This is a genomic window from Pseudosporangium ferrugineum (assembly GCF_003002065.1).
Classification (GTDB): domain Bacteria; phylum Actinomycetota; class Actinomycetes; order Mycobacteriales; family Micromonosporaceae; genus Actinoplanes; species Actinoplanes ferrugineus_A.
Window position 1 is genome coordinate 198,437 of sequence record NZ_PVZG01000013.1, and the last position, 18,521, is coordinate 216,957.

Below are 18,521 nucleotides of genomic sequence, written 5' to 3' on the forward strand. Positions count from 1 at the left end.
TCGAACCTAGGAGCCGCGGCCGGCCTTGCCGGCGTAGATCCGGCCTGGGAGTCGCGGGCGGCGTTGCCGGCGTCGGTCCGGCCTGGGAGTCGAGGGCTGCCTTGCCGGCGTCGTTCGGGCCTGGGCGCTGCGGGCGGCCTTGCCGGCGTCGGTCCGGCCTAGGAGTTGCGGGCGGCTTTGCCGGCGTAGATCCGGTCGGGGACGGCGGGCAGGGCGGCCGCCGCGAGCATCGAGAGGCGGTAGCGCCACGGCACCACGATCCGGCGGCGTGGGCGGCGGATCGCGCGCTCGATCGCGTCGACGACGATGCCGGGGCCGGGCAGCCGGTCGGCGTCGCGCGAATTCAGGTCGGTGGCGATGTAGCCGGGCTCGACGAGGGTCACGCCGATGCCGGTGCCGGCGAGTTCGCGGCGCACCGAGTCGGTCATGCCGCGCAGCCCGAACTTCGTCGCCGAGTAGGTGCCCCCGATGCCGACCTCGCCGGCGACCGAGCCGATGTTGATGATGGCGCCGGCCCCGGCCGCGCGCATGGCCGGCACGACGGCCCGCATGAGCCGGATCGGGGCGAGCAGGTTGACGTCGACCACGCCGGTCAGCGTCGCGTCGTCGATGAGGACGGTGGCCGGCCCGCCCAGGCCGGCGTTGTTGATCAGTACGTCGATCGCCCCGGTGACGCCGAGGGCCGCCTCGACCAGTGCCTCGATCGCGGCGGGCTCGCGCAGATCGGTGGGGACGACGAGGGCGGCACCGCCGGCGCCCTCGACGGCGGCGGCCACGGCGGCGAGCTCGTCACGGCGGCGGGCGGCGAGCACCAGGGTCGTTCCGGGACGGCCGAGCCGCAGCGCCGTCGCGCGGCCGATCCCGCTCGACGCTCCGGTCACGATAACGACCCGCATTCGTCCTCCTGCACCCGGTGACTTCCGCCGGCGGCAAACGGCGCCGCCGATCGGCGGCGCCGTTTCGCGGGCCAGGGAGAATCTAGCGCTTGCTGTGGTACGCCTCGACGATCGAGCTCGGGATGCGCCCGCGCTCCGACACCTCATAACCGTTCTTGCTCGCCCACTCGCGAATGGCCTGATTCTGGTCCCGGGTGGCCCGGCCGGTGCTGGCCGGGGCGGCGCCACGGCGTGCCGGCCGGGCGTCGGAGCCGCTGCGTCCGACGCGGGTGGCGACCGACAGGTACGGGTCCAGGGCCTTGCGCAGCTTTCCGGCGTTCTTCTCCGACAGATCGATCGTGTAGTTGACCCCGTCCAGCCCGAATTCGACCGTGCGATCGGCTTCGCTGCCGTCGATGTCGTCGGTGAGAAGGGTGATTACCTGCTTGGCCATGGTGTGGTCGCTCCTACAGCGGTGCCAATGTCTGTCTTCTAATTGCGCCTATTCATTCTGTCGCCCGGAGGTTGCCGAAGCAAATTGTCGCCCGCGCATGTCGCGTACGGATCCGGGGATATTGCGCGCGGCGACCGCGGCCGGCCGGCGGAAAAGGGCGGGCCGGGACCGGGCCGGACCAGGACAACTTCGCGAAACTTTCCGGCAACACTTCTCAGGTTCATCGATGTGTTGTACGTTGCGTGGGAGCGCTCCCACAGCGTCCCCTTCCCCCGGGGATCCCCCTCACCAAGGAGCTTGGCATGAGAGGTGCCATCCGTGCCGTCGTCGCGGCCACCCTGCTGGCCGCGGCCGGACTGACGACATTTGTGCTGGCCGGGCCCGCCCGGGCCGACACACAGATCTGCGAGCAGTACGGCTCCACGACCATCGGCGGCCGATACGTGGTGATGAACAACCGCTGGGGCACCAGCGCGCAACAGTGCATCAATGTCACGAGCAGCGGATTTGCCATCACCAGTCAGCAGGGCGTCGGCAGCACCAGTGGAGCGCCCGTGTCGTACCCGGCCGTCTACTACGGCTGCCATTACACGAACTGTTCGCCGGGCACGAATCTGCCCCTGCAACTCAGCTCGATCAGCAGCGTGACCAGCAGTATCTCGTACAACTACGTGAGCGGGGCGACGTACGACGCCGCCTACGACATCTGGCTCGATCCGACGCCGCGGCGCGACGGGGTCAACGCCATGGAAATCATGATCTGGTTCAACCGTCAGGGTTCCATCCAGCCGATCGGCTCGGTCGTCGGCACCACCACGATCGGCGGGCGCAGCTGGGAGGTGTGGCGGGGCAGCAACGGCTCCAACAACGTCATCTCGTACGTGGCGCCGTCCCCGATCACGAGCTGGAATTTCAGCGTCCTGGACTTCATCAACGACACGAAGAACCGCGGGGCGATCACCAGCTCCTGGTATCTGACGAGCATCCAGGCCGGCTTCGAGCCGTGGATCGGCGGCACCGGGCTGGCGGTCACCAACTTCTCGGCGGCCGTCAACGGCGGCGGAAGCACCCCGCCGCCCAGCGACCCGACCACACCGCCGCCGTCCGGCCAGACGTCGTGCCGGGTCACGTACGCCGCGGACAGCTGGAGCAACGGCTTCGTGGCCAACGTGACGGTGGCCAACACCGGCAGCACCCCGGTCAACGGCTGGACGCTCGGCTTCACCCTGCCCGCCGGCCAGGCCATCACCGGCTCGTGGAACGCGACGCTGACCGGCTCCAGCGGGGCGATCACCGCCCGCAACCTCGGCCACAACGGCAGCCTGCCGGCCGGCGGCAGCACGTCGTTCGGGTTCCAGGGCACGCTCAGCGGCGGCTACTCCGCGCCGTCGGCCTTCACCCTCAACGGCTCCGCCTGCACCCGGGCCTGACCGGCCCCGCGAACAGCCCCGCTCCGTCGCCGATCAACCCGGCGGCGGAGCGGCCGGCGTGTTCCCGCCCAACCGCCCTCGCGGGGTCGCGGCGGCTGCGGCCGGCGGTTGGCTGGGGCTCGCGGCGGCTGCGGCTCGCGGTGGCGGTGGCTGCGGCGCGCGGGGTCGCGGCGCGACGCGGGCGGGGGTGGGCGAAGGGCGCGGGCGGTGGTGGCGCGGGGGGCGAAGGGCGTGGGCGCGGGCGGCGGTGGCGCGGGTGGGCGTGGGGCGCGGTGGGCGTGGCTCGCGGCGGACGTGGGGCCGCGACGGACGGAGCGGGCCGGTGGTCAGTCGGCCGGGTGGGTGGACGGGGTCCAGCGCAGCGCCGCCGGCGCGTGCGGGGGTACCGCCGGGGTCAGCGGTTCCACCGGCTCGATCCGCTCGTAGGCGGCGCCGAGCGGAGGGCGTGGGTCGGGGTCGCCGTTGCGGGGCCAGAACGACATCGCTCGCTCGGCCAGGGCGGTGATGGTCAGCGACGGGTTGACTCCCAGGTTCGCCGGGATCACCGAGCCGTCGGCGATGTGCAGGCCCGGATAGTGGTGCACCCGCTGGTACGCGTCCACCACCCCGGTCTCCGGGGAGGCGCCGATCGTGGCGCCGCCGAGGATGTGGGCGGTCATCGGGATGTCGAACACGTCGCCGATCGCGCCGCCCGGGTGGCCGCCGATCGCCGCCGCCATCCGGCGTACCGCCTCGTGGCCGACGGGGATCCAGGTCGGGTTCGCCGGTCCGTGCCCGGGGCCCGTGGTGAGCCGGCCGCGGCGGGTCCGGCGTACGGTCAGGGAATTGTCCAGGGTCTGCATGACGAGCGCGATGATCGTCCGGTCGCTCCAGTGCCGCTTGGACAGCGACCGGAGCAGCGCCGCCGGGTGCCGCAGCGCCTGCCCGGCGAAGCGCACCGGGCGCGGGACCCGGCCGCCGCCGTCCACGAGCAGGGTGGTGAGCAGGCCCATCGCGTTGCTGCCGGGCCCGTAGCGGACCGGCTCGATGTGGGTGTCGGCGTCCGGGTGGAACGAGGACGTGATCGCGACACCCCGGGAGAAGGGCTCCGACGGTACGCGCGGAGCCTGCGCGCCGAGCAACGCCTCCGAGTTGGTGCGTGTCAGCGACCCCAGCCGCGGCGACAACGCGGGCAGCATGCCGGTGTCCCGCATCGCGTGCAGCAGCCGTTGCGTGCCCAGCGCCCCCGCCGAGAGCACCACCTGTTTCGCGGTGAAGACGCGGCGGCGGGTCTCCACGCGCCAGCCGCCGTGCACCGGCCGGAGCGCGGTGACCTCGGTGTCGGGGTGCACGACGGCGCCGAGCTTCTCGGCCAGGTACAGGTAGTTGAGGTCGAGGCGGTTCTTCGCGCCCAGCCGGCACCCGATCATGCAGTCGCCGCACTCGACGCATCCGGTGCGCGGGGGCCCGGCGCCGCCGAAGTACGGGTCCGGCACCGTCCGGCCCGGCTCGCCGAAGAACACCCCGACCGGCGTACGGCGGAACGTGCCGCCCACCCCCATCTCCTCGGCGACCGCCGCGACGACCCGGTCCGACGGCGTCATCGTGGGCTGCACGGTCACGCCGAGCATCCGGGACGCCTGGTCGTAGTGGGGTTCGAGCTCCCGCGCCCAGTCGGTGATGCCGGACCAGCGCTCGTCGGCGAAGAACGGGGCCGGCGGCTGGTAGAGGGTGTTCGCGTACACCAGGGAACCGCCGCCGACGCCCGCGGCCGAGAGCACGACGATGTCCTTGAGCAGGGTGATCCGCTGGATGCCGCGCAGCCCGAGGGCCGGCGCCCAGAGGAACGCGCGCAGGTCCCAGGAGGTCTTCGGCAGCGTCTCGGGGGTGAACCGCCGGCCGGCCTCGAGCACCCCGACGCGGTAGCCCTTCTCGGCGAGCCGCAGTGCCGTGACGCTGCCGCCGAAGCCGCTGCCCACGACGACGATGTCGTAGTCAGTCATGCGTCCCACTCCACCACGCCGGCCGCCGTCGCACCAGGGGCGGCGGAATGGGAGGCTGGGCGGGTGAACCGGCGGCGGCGCAAGAAGCTTCAGCGGCGGCTCGTCGAGGCGGCCGGCCGGGACGCCCCGGCCGAGCTGGCCCGGTTGCTCCGGGCCGGCGCCGATCCCGGGCTGCCCGACGCCGGCGGCACCACCGCGCTGTACCGGGCCGCGGTGCAGGACGCCGCCGTCAACGTCCGGCTGCTGCTCGCCGCCGGCGCCGACCCCGGGCGGGAGAGCGGCACCGGCGAGGAGGGGCTGCCGCTCTGTGCCGCGGCGTGCTGGGGCCACGACGAGAGCGTGCGCGCGCTGCTCGCCGGCGGGGCCGATCCGGCGCTGCGCGAGGACCGCGGCGCCGGGCGTACGGCGGCGGAGTGGGCCGTGGCCGGCGGTCACCACGGCACCGCGGCCCTGCTGGGCGTCAGGCGTCCCTGAGGAGCTCCACCGCCTGCCCGCGCGCGACGGCCTTTCCGCAGCATGAGCGCGGCCGGAGGGCCCCGCCACCCCCGTTCGGGGGTGGACCGTGACCCGGCCGCGGGACATGCTGGTCACGTGCGCGAAACAGCCGACCTGACCGCCGCGCTCGGCCGGATCCGGCGGATCACCGGGCTCCCGGTCGCGTTCGGCGGTGCCGTCTCCGCCGGCGGCCGGACCATGCGGCTGACCGACTTCGCGGGCACGACCACCCTGGCGCTGAACGGCCTGGTGGTCAGCGCGGGTCACGGGCTGGGCGGCCGGGTCGTGTCGACCTGCCGCCCGGTGCGGGTCGAGGACTACGCCGCCGACCCGAGGATCAGCCACGAGTACGACAAGCCCGTCACCGCCGAGGGCCTGCGCGCGATCGCCGCGGTGCCGGTCGCCGTGGGCACCTCCGTGCTGGCCGTGCTCTACGGCGGCACGCGCGAACCCCTGGCGGTGGGCGCGCGGGCGCTCGACGCGATGGGCCAGGTGGCGGCCCGGATCGCGACGGAGCTGACCGTACGCCGGGAAGTGCAGCGCCGCCTCGACGAGCTGGAGACGGCCGCCGCCCTGACCCGGCGCTCGCCGGGGTGGGAGGACGTCCGCCGCGCGCACGCCGAACTGCGGACGCTGACGCAGGAGGTCGGCGATCCGGCGCTGCGCTCGCGGCTGGAACGGGTGTGCGCGCTGCTCGTCCGGCCCGAGGGCGCCGACCGGACCGCCGTGGCCCCGCTGTCGCCCCGCGAGCTGGACGTCCTGGCGCTGGTGGCGATGGGTTGCAGCAACGCCGAGGCGGCCCGGCGGCTGGGCCTGCTGCCCGAGACGGTGAAGAGCTATCTGCGCAACGCCATGCGCAAACTCGGCACCCACGGCCGCGTCGAAACCGTCACGACCGCCCGGAGACTTGGCCTGCTGCCCTAAGGTCGCAACGGTGAAGAGACCGACGATCGCCGATATAGCGCGGGAGGCCGGGGTGTCCAAGGGCGCGGTCTCGTACGCGCTCAACGACCGCCCCGGCGTGTCGGAGGCAACCCGGGCGCGGATCCTGGCGATCGCCGAGCGGCTCGGCTTCCGGGCGAGTGCCGCGGCGCGCGCCCTGGCCGGCGCGCCCGCGTACGTGGTCGGGCTGGCCCTGCGCCGCCCCGCCGGCACGCTGGGCGTCGAGCCGTTCTTCATGGAGCTGATCAGCGGGCTGGAGGCCGAGCTCGCCACCCGCTCGTACGCGTTGCTGCTGCAGATGGTCCCGGAGAACGACGCCGACGCCGAGTTCGAGGTCTACCGGCAGTGGTGGGTCGAGGGCCGGGTCGACGGGGTGCTGCTCTGCGACCTGCACGCCGACGACCCGCGGGTGCCGGCGATCGAGCGGATCGGGGTGCCGGCGGTGGCGATCGGCCCGCCGTCGGCCGGGGGAGGGCTGGCCACCCTGTGGTCCGACGACGCGGTGGCGGCGGCGACCGCGGTGGAGTACCTGACCGGGCTGGGGCATCGGCGCCTCGCCCGGGTCGCGGGCCTGCCCGGCCTGGCGCGCACCGCCGCACGCACCCGGGCGTTCGCGGAGCTCGGGCTGACCGAGGAGATGACGGTCTTCACCGACTATTCCGGCGAGGCCGGCGCGCGGGCCACCCGCGGGCTGCTCGACGGCGACGCACGGCCGACGGCGATCGTCTACGACAACGACATCATGGCGATCGCCGGGCTGTCCGTCGCGCGGGAGCGGGGCCTCGACGTGCCCGCCGAGCTGTCGATCGTGGGGTGGGACGACTCGCCGATGTGCGGGCTCGTGCATCCGCCGCTGACCGCGCTGGCCCGCGACATCTACACGTACGGCGCGCACGCGGCCCGGCTGCTGCTCGCGGTGATCGCGGGGGAGCGGGTCGGGGCCCGGCTCGACGAGCCCGCCCGGCTGCTCGTCCGCGGCAGCACCGCCCCGCCCTCACGCTGAGGGGTGCGGGCCCGTGCTGCCGCGGATCTCCAGCCGCCCGCCGCGGGCCTGCACCGGCGGGCCCGGTTCACCCTCGATGGCGGCCAGCAGCTGCGCGGCGGCCAGCGCCCCGTAGCCCGCGATGTCGCGGTGCACCGCGGTCAGCGGCGGGCCGACCACCTGGCACAGCGGCGAATCCTCACAAGCCACTATGGACAGTTCGGTGGGCACGCGGAGGCCGAGGTCGCCCGCCACGCCGAGGCCCGCGATGGCCATGACATCGTTGTCGTAGACGATGGCCGTCGGCCGCTCCGCCATCCCGAGCAGCTCCCTGGTGTGGCGCGCGCCGGAGTCGCCGGTGTAGTCGCCGCGGACGATCGTGATGCGTACGCCCCGATCGGCGGCGGCGTCCCGCAGCGCCGCGTCGCGGATGGCCGTGTGCAGCAGGCCCTCCGGTCCGCTGACCCGGGCGATGTGCCGGTGTCCCAGCCCGGCGAGGTGGCCGGCGAGCTCTTGCGACCACCCCCGGTCGTCGCACCACGCGCCGGGCAGCCGGTCGTCGTACGCGCTGCCGATCAGCGCGGCCGGCAGCCCCAGCAGGCCGACCGCGGCGATCCGCGGATCGTCCAGCCGGGGGTCGCAGATCAGCACCCCGTCGACCCGGCGCTCGGCGCTCCACCGCCGGTGCACCCACGCCTCCTCGGGCAGGCCGTCCACCATCTGCAGGGCCAGCGCGTAGCCGGGCCCCGCCAGCTCGGCCTGGATGCCGGCGATGAGCTGCCGCTGAAAGACCTCCACGGTGAGCGCCGCGGAGGACCGCAGCAGCACCAGCCCGACGGTTCTCGCCGCGGCGCCGTGCAGGGCCAGGGCCGGGCCGTTCGCCCGGTAGCCGAGCTCGCGGGCGATGCCGAGGATGCGCTCCCGCAGCTCCGCGGAGACGCCGGGACGGCCGTTCAACGCGTAGGAGACGGCGATCCGGGACACGCCCGCGCGCCGGGCGATGTCGGTCATCGTCGCTGCGCGCACGCCCCTACCGTAATGCGTCGCGCACACCGGGCCGCCGCCATTTATTCTCCGATGATGATGCGCAAGGTGGTCGTCACCCCCGACGGCGTTCAGGTGGTGCCGGCCGCCGAGCCGGTGCCCGGGCCGGGGGAGGCGCTCGTCCGTACGGCCGTCTCCGGGGTCTGCGGCTCCGACACCCACGCCCTGCGGGGACGCCACCCGAACGTCACCCCGCCGTACGCGCCGGGCCACGAGGTCGTCGGCGTGGTGCTGGCGGCCGGCGCGGACGTGACCGGCGTGTCGCCCGGCACCCGGGTCACCGTGGAGCCGGACCTGCCGTGCTGGGACTGCAAGCAGTGCCGGGCGGGACGGCAGAACCTCTGCGAGAACCTCGGCTTCTTCGGCTGCGGCTCGGAACAGGGCGGGATGGCGGATCTCTTCACCATCGACGCCCGCCGCCTGCACGCCGTGCCGGACGACCTGGACGACGCGACGGCCGCACTCATCGAGCCGCTGGCGACGCCGGTGCACGCCACCCGGCTGGCCGGCCCGCTCGACGGCCGGGCCGTGGCGATCCTCGGCGCCGGCACGATCGGCCTGCTCACCCTGCGGGTGGCCCGGGCCCGCGGCGCGCGGCGCATCGTGATGACGGCCCGGTCGGCGCGGAGCCGCGAGCGAGCCACGAAGTACGGCGCGGACGCGGTCGTCGACGCCACGGCGCCCGACGCGGCCGATCGGGTGCGCGCGGCGCTCGGCGAGAGCGCCGACGTGGTCTTCGACTGCGTCGCCGAGGAGGAGACCCTGCACCAGGCGCTCGCCGCCGCGAACAAGGGCGGCACGGTCGTGGTCGTGGGTGTGCCGCCGGGCGACGTACGCCTGCCGCTCGCGCTGCTCCAGGACAGCCAGCTGCGCCTCCAGGGCAGCGCCACGTACCTGCCGGAGGACTACGCCGAGGCGATCACCCTGCTGCGCGCCGGCGTGGTGACGTCGGGCGAGTTCGTGACGGCCGTCCGCCCGCTCGACCAGGCCGCCGCGGCGTTCGCGGACGCGGAGAGCGGCCGGCACATCAAGGTGCTCGTCGCGCCGGACCCGGCCGCCCTGCGCTGAGCGGTCAGCGCAGCAGCACGGCGATCAGGTCGGAGCCCAGCGCCGCCGGGGCCGGCAGGTCGAGCTGGTGGCTCTGATCTCGACCGGCCCCGGCTCTCGGCTGACCCCGGCTCGGCTACCCCGGCCTGGCCGGGCCCAGGGAAAGTCAGGGCAGCATGCGGCGGTGCAGGTCGGCGGCCGTGCCCGCGTCCAGGTCGAGGGCGCGGCGCAGGGCCAGCCAGGCGGCGCCGGCGGCCGGATCGTGGGCGGTGGCGACCGGTCCGGGCAGTGCGGTCAGGACGGCCTCGCGCACCGGGGTGGGCTCGGTGAGCAGGCCGCCGGCCAGCACCACCGGCCCGTCCGGGGCGCCGAGCTCGCCGAGCGTGGCGACCAGGCGGGCGCCCGCCTCCGCGGTCAGGCGGGCCGCCAGCGGATCGTCGGAGGCGCAGACCAGCGGGGCGAGCGCGGCGAACGCGGCGGGATGCTGCCGGCCGGCCCAGTGCACCAGCTCGTCGCACGAGCGTACGCCGGCGTGGGCGGCGACGGCCGCGGCGAGTCCGTCCGGTGTGGACGTCCAGGAGCGGGCCACCCGGCGGACCGCCTCGAGCCCGAGCCAGAGCCCGGAACCCTCGTCGCCGAGCAGCCAGCCCAGCCCGTCGGCCGTGCGCCCGACCCGCCAGTTCTCGACCCGTGCGGCGACGGCGCCGGTCCCGGCGATGAGCACCGCGCCGCGGGGTGCCGGTACGCCCGCCGCGAAGGCCGTGACGGCGTCGCCGGTCAGCTCGACCGGGCAGGTCAGGCCCAGCCCCGCCCACTCGGCGTCGAAGGCCGCGACGATCGCCGGATCGCTCAGCACGGACGCCCCCGCGACCCCGCCCGCCCCCGCGATCACCGATCCCGGGTCGTGGCCGCCGAGGGCCGCGCGTACGGCCGTACCGATGGATCGGGCCGCCGCGGCACCGGCGGAAGCGGGATTTCCCGGCCCGGCCGATCCGCGGCCGACGATCTTGCCGTCGGGGGTGGCCACGACGGCCCGGGACGCCGTTCCCCCGGCGTCCACGCCCACTACCAGCACCATGGCGCTGATCGAAACATAGAAAGTTGTTATTGACCAGACGACGAAGTGGTCGTAATTTTCATCGGCATAACCCAACGATGAAAAGGACGTTCGTGGTGACCGGTGAGAGCGGAGGGCTGCTGGGGCGGCTGCGCATCGAGGGGCCGACCCTGCCCGAGGCGCTGGCGAAGATCGCCGAGACGATCCTCGCCGACCCGGAGACGGCCGCGCACGCCAGCATCGTCGACCTCGCCGAGCGATCCGGGACCTCCACCGCGACGGTCACCCGCTTCTCCCGGGCGCTCGGCTTCAAGGGGTACGCGAACCTGCGCGTCGCCGTCGCCACCGAGACCGGCCGCGCCGAGCAGGCCCGCTGGGAGACCGACATCAGCGGCGACATCAACCCCGGCGACCAGACCGAGAAGGTCCTCGACATCATCACCGCCGCCGACACCCGGGCCATCCAGGCCACCGCGTCCGCGCTGGACACCGACGCGATCGAGCGGGTCGCCGCGGCCATCGCCGGCGCCGGCCGGGTGGAGATCTTCGGCCTGGGCAGCAGCGGTACGGCGGGCAGCGAGATGGCCTTCCGGCTGGAGCGGATCCGGGTGCCGGTGCGCTACCGGGCGGACACCCACACCGCCCTGACCAACGCGGCCCTGCTCGGCCCCGACGACGTCGCCATCGCCCTGTCCCACTCGGGGCGCACCCGGGAGGCGATCGAGATGCTCGCCGAGGCCGCCGACCACGGCGCCCTGACCGTGGCGGTCACCTCGTTCGGCCGCTCCCCGCTCGCCGAGGTCGCCGACGTCGTCTTCACCACCTCGGTGCACGAGACCACGTTCCGGCTGGCCGCCCTCTCCGCCCTGCACTCCCAGCTGCTGATCCTCGATCTGATCTACGTGGCCGTCGCGCAGCGCACGTACGAGCGGACCAACGAGGCGTTCGAGCTCACCGTACGGGCGGTCGACGCGCACCGCGTGCCGGACACCGCCGCCAACCGCAAGCGAGCACGGAGGGACAAGCCGCTGTGACCATCACGAGCGCCGACTACGTCGAGGCGATCCGGGCCGCGATCGACCGTACGGGCACCACCCAGCACGACGCGGTGACGCGGGCCGCGGACCTGTTCACCGCGACGCTCCAGGCCGGCGGGGTGATCCAGGCGTTCGGCTGCGGCCACTCCGAGGCGCTCGCCATGGAGATCGCGGGCCGGGCCGGCGGCCTGGTGCCGACCAACAGGATCGCCCTGCGCGACATCGTCCTGTACGGCGGCGAACCGGCCTCCGTCCTCGCCGACCCCCAGCTCGAGCGCACCCCCGGCGTCGCGCACCGCCTCTACGAGCTGGCACCCGTCAAGCCCGACGACCTGTTCGTCATCGCCAGCAACTCCGGCGTGAACGGCGCGGTCGTCGAGATGGCCCGGCTCGTCAAGCAGCGCGGCCACGCGCTGATCGCGATCACCTCGCTCGCGCACTCGGCGCGGGTCGACTCGCGGCACGACAGCGGGCTCAAACTCACCGACCTGGCCGACGTGGTCCTGGACAACGGCGCCCCCTACGGCGACGCGGCGCTCGACTACGGCTCCGGCGCCGTCGGGGCGATCTCGTCGATCACCGCGGCGCTGCTCGCCCAGCAGATCGTCGTCGAGGTCGTGGCGCGGCTGCTGGCGCTGGGCGTCACGCCGCCGGTCTACCTGTCCGACAACGTGCCGGGCGGGCGCGAACACAACAAACTCCTCGAGGAGCGCTACGCCGGGCGCATCCGGCGTACCGCATAGGAAGAAGGTCGTGCCGATGTCTGCGACGAGACGAACTCTGTTGCGCACCGCGCTCACCGCGGGCGCCGCCGTACCCCTGCTCAGCGCCTGCGTCACCAACGGCGGTGACGACGGCGACCGGGCCGCCGGCAACACCGGCGCGAAGAGCGCCGACAACCCCCTGGGGGTCAAGGCGGACGCCCCGCTCGAGGTCGTGATCTTCAAGGGCGGATACGGCGACGAGTACGCCAAGAGCGCCGAGACCACCTACACGCAGAAGTACGCGGGCGCGAAGATCGACCACAAGGGCCTGCAGAAGATCGGTGTGGCGCTGCAGCCCCGGTTCGTGGCGAACACGCCCCCGGACGTCGTGGACAACACGGGCGCCGACCGCCTCGACATCTCCGCCCTGGTGTCGGCGAAGCAGGTCACCGACCTGACCCCGCTGCTGGACGCCCCCGCCTTCGACGACCCGGCCAAGAAGGTCCGCGACACCCTGCTGCCCGGCGTGATCGACGACGGCACGTTCGACAATGTGCCGCAGACGCTGAACTTCACGTACACGGTGTGGGGCATCTGGTATTCCAGGAAGCTCTTTACCGCGCGCGGCTGGACGTACCCGCGGACCTGGGACGCGATGCTCGAACTCTGCGCCACGATCAGGGCGGCCGGCATCGCGCCCTGGACCTACCAGGGCAAGTACCCGGAGTACATCAACGACCCGATGCTCGGCATGGCCGCGAAGACCGGCGGCCCCGACCTGATCAAGGCGGTCGACAACCTCGAACCGAACGCGTGGAAGGCGCCCGGCCTGATCGCCGCCGCCGAGGCGTTCGCCGAACTCGCCGGCAAGGGCTACATCATGGCGGGCTCCGAGGCGCTGTCGCACACCGAGGCGCAGGCCGCCTGGTGCCAGGGCAAGGCGGCGTTCATCCCCAGCGGCTCCTGGCTGGAGAGCGAGCAGAAGGGCGTCACCCCGGACGGCTTCGACATGGTCCTCGGCACGGTGCCCGCCCGCACCACGTCGGACCGGCTCAAGCCGACGGCGCTGCAGGCCGCCAGCAGCGAGTCGTTCCTGGTGCCGGCCAAGGCCAAGAACCCGGCGGGCGGCCTGGAATACCTCCGCATCCTCTTCTCGAAGAAGTCGGCCAGGGCCTTCGCCGCAACCGCGGGCACCCTCCCGGCGGTCGTCGGCGCCACCGACGGCCTGACGCTCAGCAGCGGCCTCGGCTCGGTCCGCGACGCGGTCACGGCGGCCGGATCGGAGACCTTCACCTACCGCTTCCGTACGTGGTACGCTCCGCTCGCGAAGGCCGTCGACGACGCCACGGGCGAACTGGTGAACAAGCGCATCACCGCGGCGCAGTGGGCGGACCGCGTCCAGAAGGCGGCGGACGGCATCGCCAAGGACTCCTCGGTCAAGAAGTACACCCGCTGATGAGACACGGCCGGTGGCGGTTCCTGGCCGGGGCGCTGATCCCCGCGCTGGTGCTGCACGTCGTCTTCGTGCTGTCGCCGTACGCGCAGGCCTTCTACCTGTCGCTGACCGACTGGACCGGCGTCGCGGGCCAGGCGCACTTCGTCGGGGTGGACAACTACGCCCGCCTCGCCGAGGACTCCCTGTTCCTCGACGCGGTCCGCAACAACGCGCTGCTGCTCGTCGCGGTGCCGCTCGTGACGATCGCCATCGGCCTGTTCCTGGCCAGCATGCTGCACCTCGGCGGCCGGGGCGGCAGGCGGGGGATCGCGGGCTCCGGCGCGTACCAGATCGTCTACTTCTTTCCGCAGTTGCTCTCCCTCGTCGTGGTGGCGGTGCTGTGGAGCTTCGTCTACAACCCCAACAACGGCCTGCTCAACGGCGCGCTGCGGGCGATCGGCCTGCACGGGCCGTCGTGGCTGGCGTCCCCGTCGCTGGCGCTGCCGGCCGTGATGGCGGTGCTGATCTGGTCGTCGGTCGGCTTCTACGTGGTCCTGTTCAGCGCGGCGATCGACGGCATACCCCGGGAACTGTTCGAGGCGGCCCTGATCGACGGCGCCGGCGGCTGGACGACCTTCCGCAAGGTCACCCTGCCGCTGGTCCGCGACACGGTGCAGGTCGCCTTCGTGTACCTCGGCATAGCGGCGCTGGACGCCTTCGCCGTGGTGCAGGTCATGACCGTCGGCCCGGGCGGCCCCGACGGCGCCACGGAGGTCGTCGGCCTGTCCCTGTACCGCAACGCCTTCCAGTACGGCAAGTTCGGCTACGCCTCGGCGATGGGAGTCGCCCTCTTCTTCGCCACCCTGACCCTCGCGGTGCTGGCCCTGCGCGGCGGCCGCAAGACGGCTGCGGGGCTCGCATGACTCTGTCGCTGTCGCTCAGCCGTTCCCGCCGCGTCCCGTCCCCACCCCGGTCGTTCCGTTCGTTCCCCGTCCACCTGGCCATGCTGGCGTGGGCGGTCGTGACGGCCCTCCCGCTCCTGTGGGCGGTGGTGAGCTCGTTCAAGACGGACAACGAGATCCTCAACGACCCGTGGTCGCTGCCGTCCACCCCGCAGGCCGGCAACTGGGCCCGCGCCTGGAACGAGGCCAGCATCGGCCGCTACTTCCTCAACAGCCTCATCGTGGTCGGCGGAGCCCTGCTGCTCACCATGTTCCTGGGCGCCCTGGTGGCGTACGCCCTCGCCCGCTACGAGTTCCGCGGCAACCGGCTCATCTACTACACGTTCGTCGCAGCCATGTTCTTCCCCGTCTTCCTGGCCCTGGTGCCCCTGTTCTTCGTCGTGCAGCAACTCGGTCTGCTCGGCACATACCAGGGACTGATCCTGGTGTACGCGGCCTACGCCGTACCCTTCACGGTCTTCTTCCTGCACGCCTTCTTCCGCTCCCTCCCCGGCGAGGTAGCGGAGGCGGCCTTCATGGACGGCTGCTCCCACGGCGCGGTCTTCTTCCGGGTGATGCTCCCGATGGCCCGCCCCGGCCTGGTGGCCGTCGCCATCTTCAACTTCCTGGGTCTCTGGAACCAGTACCTGCTGCCACTGGTCCTCAACCCGGACCCGGACCGGTACGTCCTGGCCCAGGGCCTGGCCGCCCTGTCGGTCAGCCAGGGCTACCGAAGCGACTGGAGCGGCCTGTTCGCCGGCCTGACCATAGCGATGCTCCCGGTCCTGATCGCCTATGTCGCCTTCCAACGCCACATCCGATCCGGCATGACCGCCGGCGCGGTCAAGTAGCCCGCCCCCCGTCCCTGCCGTTCTCATCCCCTACCCGGTTCTGTTCGGTTCCGTCCCTTGCTCGTTCCCGTCCCCCCTTGGAGGAACAGCTCATGTCCATCAGACCCTGGGCCATCGCCGGTGCGGCCGTTCTCGCGGCCGGTTTCGCCGTCGCCGTCAACGCCCCGAGCGCATCCGCCGCCGACTGCGGCTACCTGTTCGACGACTTCCACTACACGTCGTCGAGCGACGCCAACCTGACCGGCCACGGCTGGACGCCCCGCAGCTACTCGGGCGGCCCCGGCGTGCCGGGCGCCACCTGGTCGCCGAACAGCATCACGTTCCCGACCGCTGACGGGCAGAAGGTCATGCAGCTGACCGCCTCCACGGACGGCACCGGCGCCGGCACCAACCACGCGGAGCTCTACAGCACCCAGAAGCGCTACTTCGAGGGCACCTACGCCAGCCGGGTCCGCTTCACCGACACCCCGTCCAGCGGAGCCGACGGCGACCACATCAACGAGACGTTCTTCACGATCAGCCCCCTCAACGGCGACCTCGACCCCACCTACAGCGAACTCGACATCTCGGAATACCTGCCCAACGGCGGCTGGGGCGAGACGGGCCCGATCAACTACCAGACCACCTGGTACACCTACCGCAACGAGCCCTGGTACGCCGACAACGTCCACTCGGAACAGCGCAGCTCCCTCAACGGCTGGCACGACCTGGTGGCCACGGTGGCGAACGGCCACGTCATCTACTACATCGACGGCGTCCGGGTCGGCGACCACTCGGGCAAGTTCTACCCCCGCCAGACGATGACCATCAACTGGAACCTCTGGTTCATCGACACCGCGGCCCACTCGGGCGGCCGCTCCACGTACATCGAACAGGTCGACTGGGTCCTCTTCGCCAAGAATCAAGCCCTCACCCCCTCCCAGGTAGCGTCGCGAACAGCGGCCTACCGAAGCGCCGGAACCACCTTCGCCGACACGGTCGAATCCACCGGCGGCAGCTGCACGACCCCGACAACCCCGCCCTCCGGCCCGTCGACCCCGCCGTCCGACCCGCCCTCCAGCACACCCCCACCGACCGGCACGTGCAGCACCGCCCCGGAGTGGTCCTTCTCCGCCGTCTACACCGCCGGCCAGACGGTGAAGCACGAGAAGAGCCGCAACGGCGACCCCAACGGTCCGGCCTCCGGCGAGGGCAAACACCTGTGGCGCGCCCGCTACTGGACCCAGGGCTCGGAGCCGGGCTGGACCCAGCAGTGGGAAGACCTCGGCCGCTGCTGAACGACCCCACCGATGACCATCGGGCCCGTCCTGAATCCGTCCGGGACGGGCCCACCGGTTCTCGGCGCGGGTCTCCGCGCCCACCCCGGCGCAGGCAGCGCGGGCGTTCCGGTTCAGCCCTTGTCGCGGAACTCTCCGGGCGGCACGGCCTCGAGCGAGGCGTACTTGCCGCGCTCCGCGTCGCGCAGCTGAACCCGGCGGATCTTGCCCGAGATCGTCTTCGGCAGCTCGGTGAACTCCAGGCGCCTCACCCGTTGATACGGCGACAGGTGCGCGCGGCAGTGCGCGAAGATGGCTTGGGCCGTCTCCTCGTCGGGCGCCCACCCCTCCGCCAGCACGACGTAGGCCTTGGGAACGCTGAGGCGTAGCGGATCGGGCGAGGGCACCACCGCGGCCTCCACCACCGCCTCGTGCTCGATGAGGACACTCTCCAGCTCGAACGGGGAGATCCGGTAGTCCGAGGCCTTGAACACGTCATCGGTGCGGCCGACGTACGTGATGTAGCCGTCCGCGTCCCGGACCCCGATGTCGCCGGTGTGGTAGTAGCCGCCGGCCACGGCGTCGGCCGTGAGCTCCGCGTCGCCGTGATATCCGACCATGAGGCCGAGCGGCCGCGGGTCAAGCTCCAGACAGATCTCGCCCTCGTCCGCGGGTTCACCGGTCAGAGGGTCGATCAGCGCCACGCGGTAACCGGGCACCGGCCGCCCCATGGACCCCGGCCGCACTACCTGGCCGGGAGTGTTGGCGATCTGGACGGTGGTCTCGGTCTGGCCGAACCCGTCCCGGATCGTGACCCCCCATGCCTTCCGGACCTGCTCGATCACCTCGGGGTTGAGCGGCTCGCCGGCGCCCACCACCACTCGCGGCGGTGTGGTCAGCGCACTCAGGTCGGACTGGATGAGCATCCGCCAGACGGTGGGCGGCGCGCAGAAACTCGTGACGCCGCACCGGTCCATCTCGCGCAGCAGTCGCGCCCCGTCGAACCGTGAATAGTTGTGGATGAAGACGCAGGCCTGAGCGTTCCACGGCGCGAAGACGTTGCTCCACGCGTGCTTGGCCCATCCGGGCGACGAGATGTTGAGGTGTACGTCGCCCGGCCGCAGCCCGATCCAGTACATGGTCGACAGATGCCCCACGGGATAGGAGGCGTGGGTGTGCTCGACGAGCTTGGGCCGCGCCGTGGTGCCGGACGTGAAGTAGAGCAGCAACGTGTCCGTGGCACGGGTCGCGCCGCCGGCGACGAACTCGGTGCCGGCCTGGTACGCGTCATGGAACGCATGCCACCCGTCGACCGGCCCGCCCACCGCGATGCGGGTGACGGCGTCGTCGATCGCGGCGAACCGTTCGGCCGCCGACGACAGGACGATCACGTGCTGGGCCCCGCCCCGGGCCACCCGATCACGCGCGTCCGCGGCGCCCAGCAGCGGCGTCGCAGGGATGATCACGGCGCCCAGCTTCATGACCGCGAGAATCGTGTCCCAGAGCTCGACCTGGTTGCCGAGCATGAGCACCACCCGGTCCCCGCGTGCGACGCCCCGCGCCCGGAGCCAGTTCGCCACCTGATTCGACCGCCGCGACATCTGAGCGAAGGAGAAGCGCTGTTCGCTGCCGTCTTCCTCGACGATCCAGAGCGCCGGGTCGTCGTTGCCGGCGGCTATCACGTCGAACCAGTCCAGCGCCCAGTTGAACTCATCGAGCCGAGGCCACGCGAAGTCGGCGTAGGCGCGGGCGTAGTCCTCCCGGTGCTCGAGCAGAAAATCGCGCGCCGCCCGGAACGTCGCGGTGCTTTCGGACCCCGTCACATCTCCTCCTGGTAGCCGTCTGCCTGCTCTCGCGCCTCGCACGCCGTCGTCTCCGCCGATCCCGGCCAGCCTGCACCCGCGACGACCGGTCCGCCACCCCCGTGCGGGGGTAGCGCAATCCATGCGTGCGCGCCTCCTTCAGCGTCACGGGCCAACCGCAGTCGAG

General features: G+C 72.7%; 17 protein-coding genes. 11 read left to right on the forward strand and 6 right to left on the reverse strand.

The window, feature by feature from the left end:
• Positions 1 to 158: 158 nt before the first annotated feature.
• Both CLV70_RS26040 and CLV70_RS26045 read right to left on the reverse strand, forming a co-directional pair.
• Positions 159 to 896, reverse strand: coding sequence for an SDR family NAD(P)-dependent oxidoreductase (locus tag CLV70_RS26040; RefSeq protein ID WP_106129216.1), 738 nt, complete (start codon positions 894 to 896; stop codon positions 159 to 161).
• A gap of 82 nt (positions 897 to 978) precedes the next feature.
• A complete protein-coding gene (locus tag CLV70_RS26045; RefSeq protein WP_106129217.1) occupies positions 979 to 1,329 on the reverse strand; it encodes a histone-like nucleoid-structuring protein Lsr2 in 351 nt (116 codons plus the stop codon).
• A 302-nt stretch (positions 1,330 to 1,631) separates the two neighbouring features.
• Here CLV70_RS26045 and CLV70_RS26050 point away from each other — a divergent pair, with 302 nt between their 5' ends.
• Positions 1,632 to 2,759 (forward strand): glycoside hydrolase family 12 protein, encoded by a 1,128-nt coding sequence (locus CLV70_RS26050; RefSeq protein WP_106129218.1) that lies wholly within the window; start codon positions 1,632 to 1,634, stop codon positions 2,757 to 2,759.
• Positions 2,760 to 3,085: 326 nt separating this feature from the next.
• Here CLV70_RS26050 and CLV70_RS26055 read toward each other — a convergent pair whose 3' ends face one another.
• Complete coding sequence (locus CLV70_RS26055) at positions 3,086 to 4,741, reverse strand: FAD-dependent oxidoreductase (protein ID WP_106129219.1); 1,656 nt, start codon at positions 4,739 to 4,741, stop codon at positions 3,086 to 3,088.
• Positions 4,742 to 4,804: 63 nt separating this feature from the next.
• Here CLV70_RS26055 and CLV70_RS26060 point away from each other — a divergent pair, with 63 nt between their 5' ends.
• The 3 genes from CLV70_RS26060 to CLV70_RS26070 all read left to right on the forward strand — a co-directional run bounded on the left by CLV70_RS26060 (position 4,805) and on the right by CLV70_RS26070 (position 7,181).
• On the forward strand, positions 4,805 to 5,215 hold the full coding sequence (locus tag CLV70_RS26060; protein WP_106129220.1) for an ankyrin repeat domain-containing protein: 411 nt from the start codon (positions 4,805 to 4,807) through the stop codon (positions 5,213 to 5,215).
• Positions 5,216 to 5,332: 117 nt separating this feature from the next.
• The gene (locus CLV70_RS26065) at positions 5,333 to 6,160 is read left to right on the forward strand and encodes a LuxR C-terminal-related transcriptional regulator (protein WP_245908462.1); all 828 of its coding nucleotides are present in this window, start codon (positions 5,333 to 5,335) and stop codon (positions 6,158 to 6,160) included.
• A 10-nt stretch (positions 6,161 to 6,170) separates the two neighbouring features.
• A complete protein-coding gene (locus CLV70_RS26070; RefSeq protein WP_106129222.1) occupies positions 6,171 to 7,181 on the forward strand; it encodes a LacI family DNA-binding transcriptional regulator in 1,011 nt (336 codons plus the stop codon).
• Here CLV70_RS26070 and CLV70_RS26075 read toward each other — a convergent pair.
• Entirely contained in the window at positions 7,173 to 8,186 is a 1,014-nt protein-coding gene (locus CLV70_RS26075; RefSeq protein WP_245908463.1) for a LacI family DNA-binding transcriptional regulator, read from the reverse strand. The two genes, CLV70_RS26070 and CLV70_RS26075, sit on opposite strands and share 9 nt — an antisense overlap.
• A gap of 54 nt (positions 8,187 to 8,240) precedes the next feature.
• Here CLV70_RS26075 and CLV70_RS26080 point away from each other — a divergent pair, with 54 nt between their 5' ends.
• Positions 8,241 to 9,272 carry a zinc-dependent alcohol dehydrogenase gene (locus CLV70_RS26080; RefSeq protein ID WP_106129224.1) on the forward strand — a complete coding sequence of 344 codons (1,032 nt, stop codon included), beginning with the start codon at positions 8,241 to 8,243 and terminating at the stop codon, positions 9,270 to 9,272.
• Between the two features lie 145 nt (positions 9,273 to 9,417).
• On the opposite strand, the gene CLV70_RS26085 is transcribed toward CLV70_RS26080, so the two are convergent.
• Positions 9,418 to 10,329 carry an N-acetylglucosamine kinase gene (locus tag CLV70_RS26085; protein ID WP_106129225.1) on the reverse strand — a complete coding sequence of 304 codons (912 nt, stop codon included), beginning with the start codon at positions 10,327 to 10,329 and terminating at the stop codon, positions 9,418 to 9,420.
• A 77-nt stretch (positions 10,330 to 10,406) separates the two neighbouring features.
• On the opposite strand from CLV70_RS26085, the gene CLV70_RS26090 reads away from it, so the two are divergent.
• The 6 genes from CLV70_RS26090 (at position 10,407) to CLV70_RS26115 (ending at position 16,553) form a co-directional block, all read left to right on the forward strand.
• A complete protein-coding gene (locus tag CLV70_RS26090) occupies positions 10,407 to 11,342 on the forward strand; it encodes a MurR/RpiR family transcriptional regulator (protein WP_211303883.1) in 936 nt (311 codons plus the stop codon).
• Between the two features lie 2 nt (positions 11,343 to 11,344).
• The gene (locus tag CLV70_RS26095; protein ID WP_425440227.1) at positions 11,345 to 12,088 is read left to right on the forward strand and encodes a sugar isomerase domain-containing protein; all 744 of its coding nucleotides are present in this window, start codon (positions 11,345 to 11,347) and stop codon (positions 12,086 to 12,088) included.
• Positions 12,089 to 12,104: 16 nt separating this feature from the next.
• A complete protein-coding gene (gene ngcE / locus CLV70_RS26100) occupies positions 12,105 to 13,505 on the forward strand; it encodes an N-acetylglucosamine/diacetylchitobiose ABC transporter substrate-binding protein (protein WP_106129228.1) in 1,401 nt (466 codons plus the stop codon).
• Positions 13,505 to 14,407 carry a carbohydrate ABC transporter permease gene (locus CLV70_RS26105; protein WP_106129229.1) on the forward strand — a complete coding sequence of 301 codons (903 nt, stop codon included), beginning with the start codon at positions 13,505 to 13,507 and terminating at the stop codon, positions 14,405 to 14,407. Before ngcE ends, CLV70_RS26105 begins: the two co-directional genes overlap by 1 nt.
• Positions 14,404 to 15,276: a carbohydrate ABC transporter permease gene (locus CLV70_RS26110; RefSeq protein ID WP_106129230.1), complete on the forward strand. Its 873-nt coding sequence runs from the start codon at positions 14,404 to 14,406 to the stop codon at positions 15,274 to 15,276. Before CLV70_RS26105 ends, CLV70_RS26110 begins: the two co-directional genes overlap by 4 nt.
• Positions 15,277 to 15,368: 92 nt before the next feature.
• Positions 15,369 to 16,553, forward strand: a complete 1,185-nt coding sequence (locus CLV70_RS26115; RefSeq protein WP_106129231.1) for a glycosyl hydrolase — start codon at positions 15,369 to 15,371, stop codon at positions 16,551 to 16,553.
• 113 nt (positions 16,554 to 16,666) lie between these two features.
• Here the strand turns inward: CLV70_RS26115 and CLV70_RS26120 are convergent, their stop codons facing one another.
• Positions 16,667 to 18,355: an AMP-binding protein gene (locus CLV70_RS26120; protein WP_245908464.1), complete on the reverse strand. Its 1,689-nt coding sequence runs from the start codon at positions 18,353 to 18,355 to the stop codon at positions 16,667 to 16,669.
• Positions 18,356 to 18,521 lie beyond the last annotated feature (166 nt).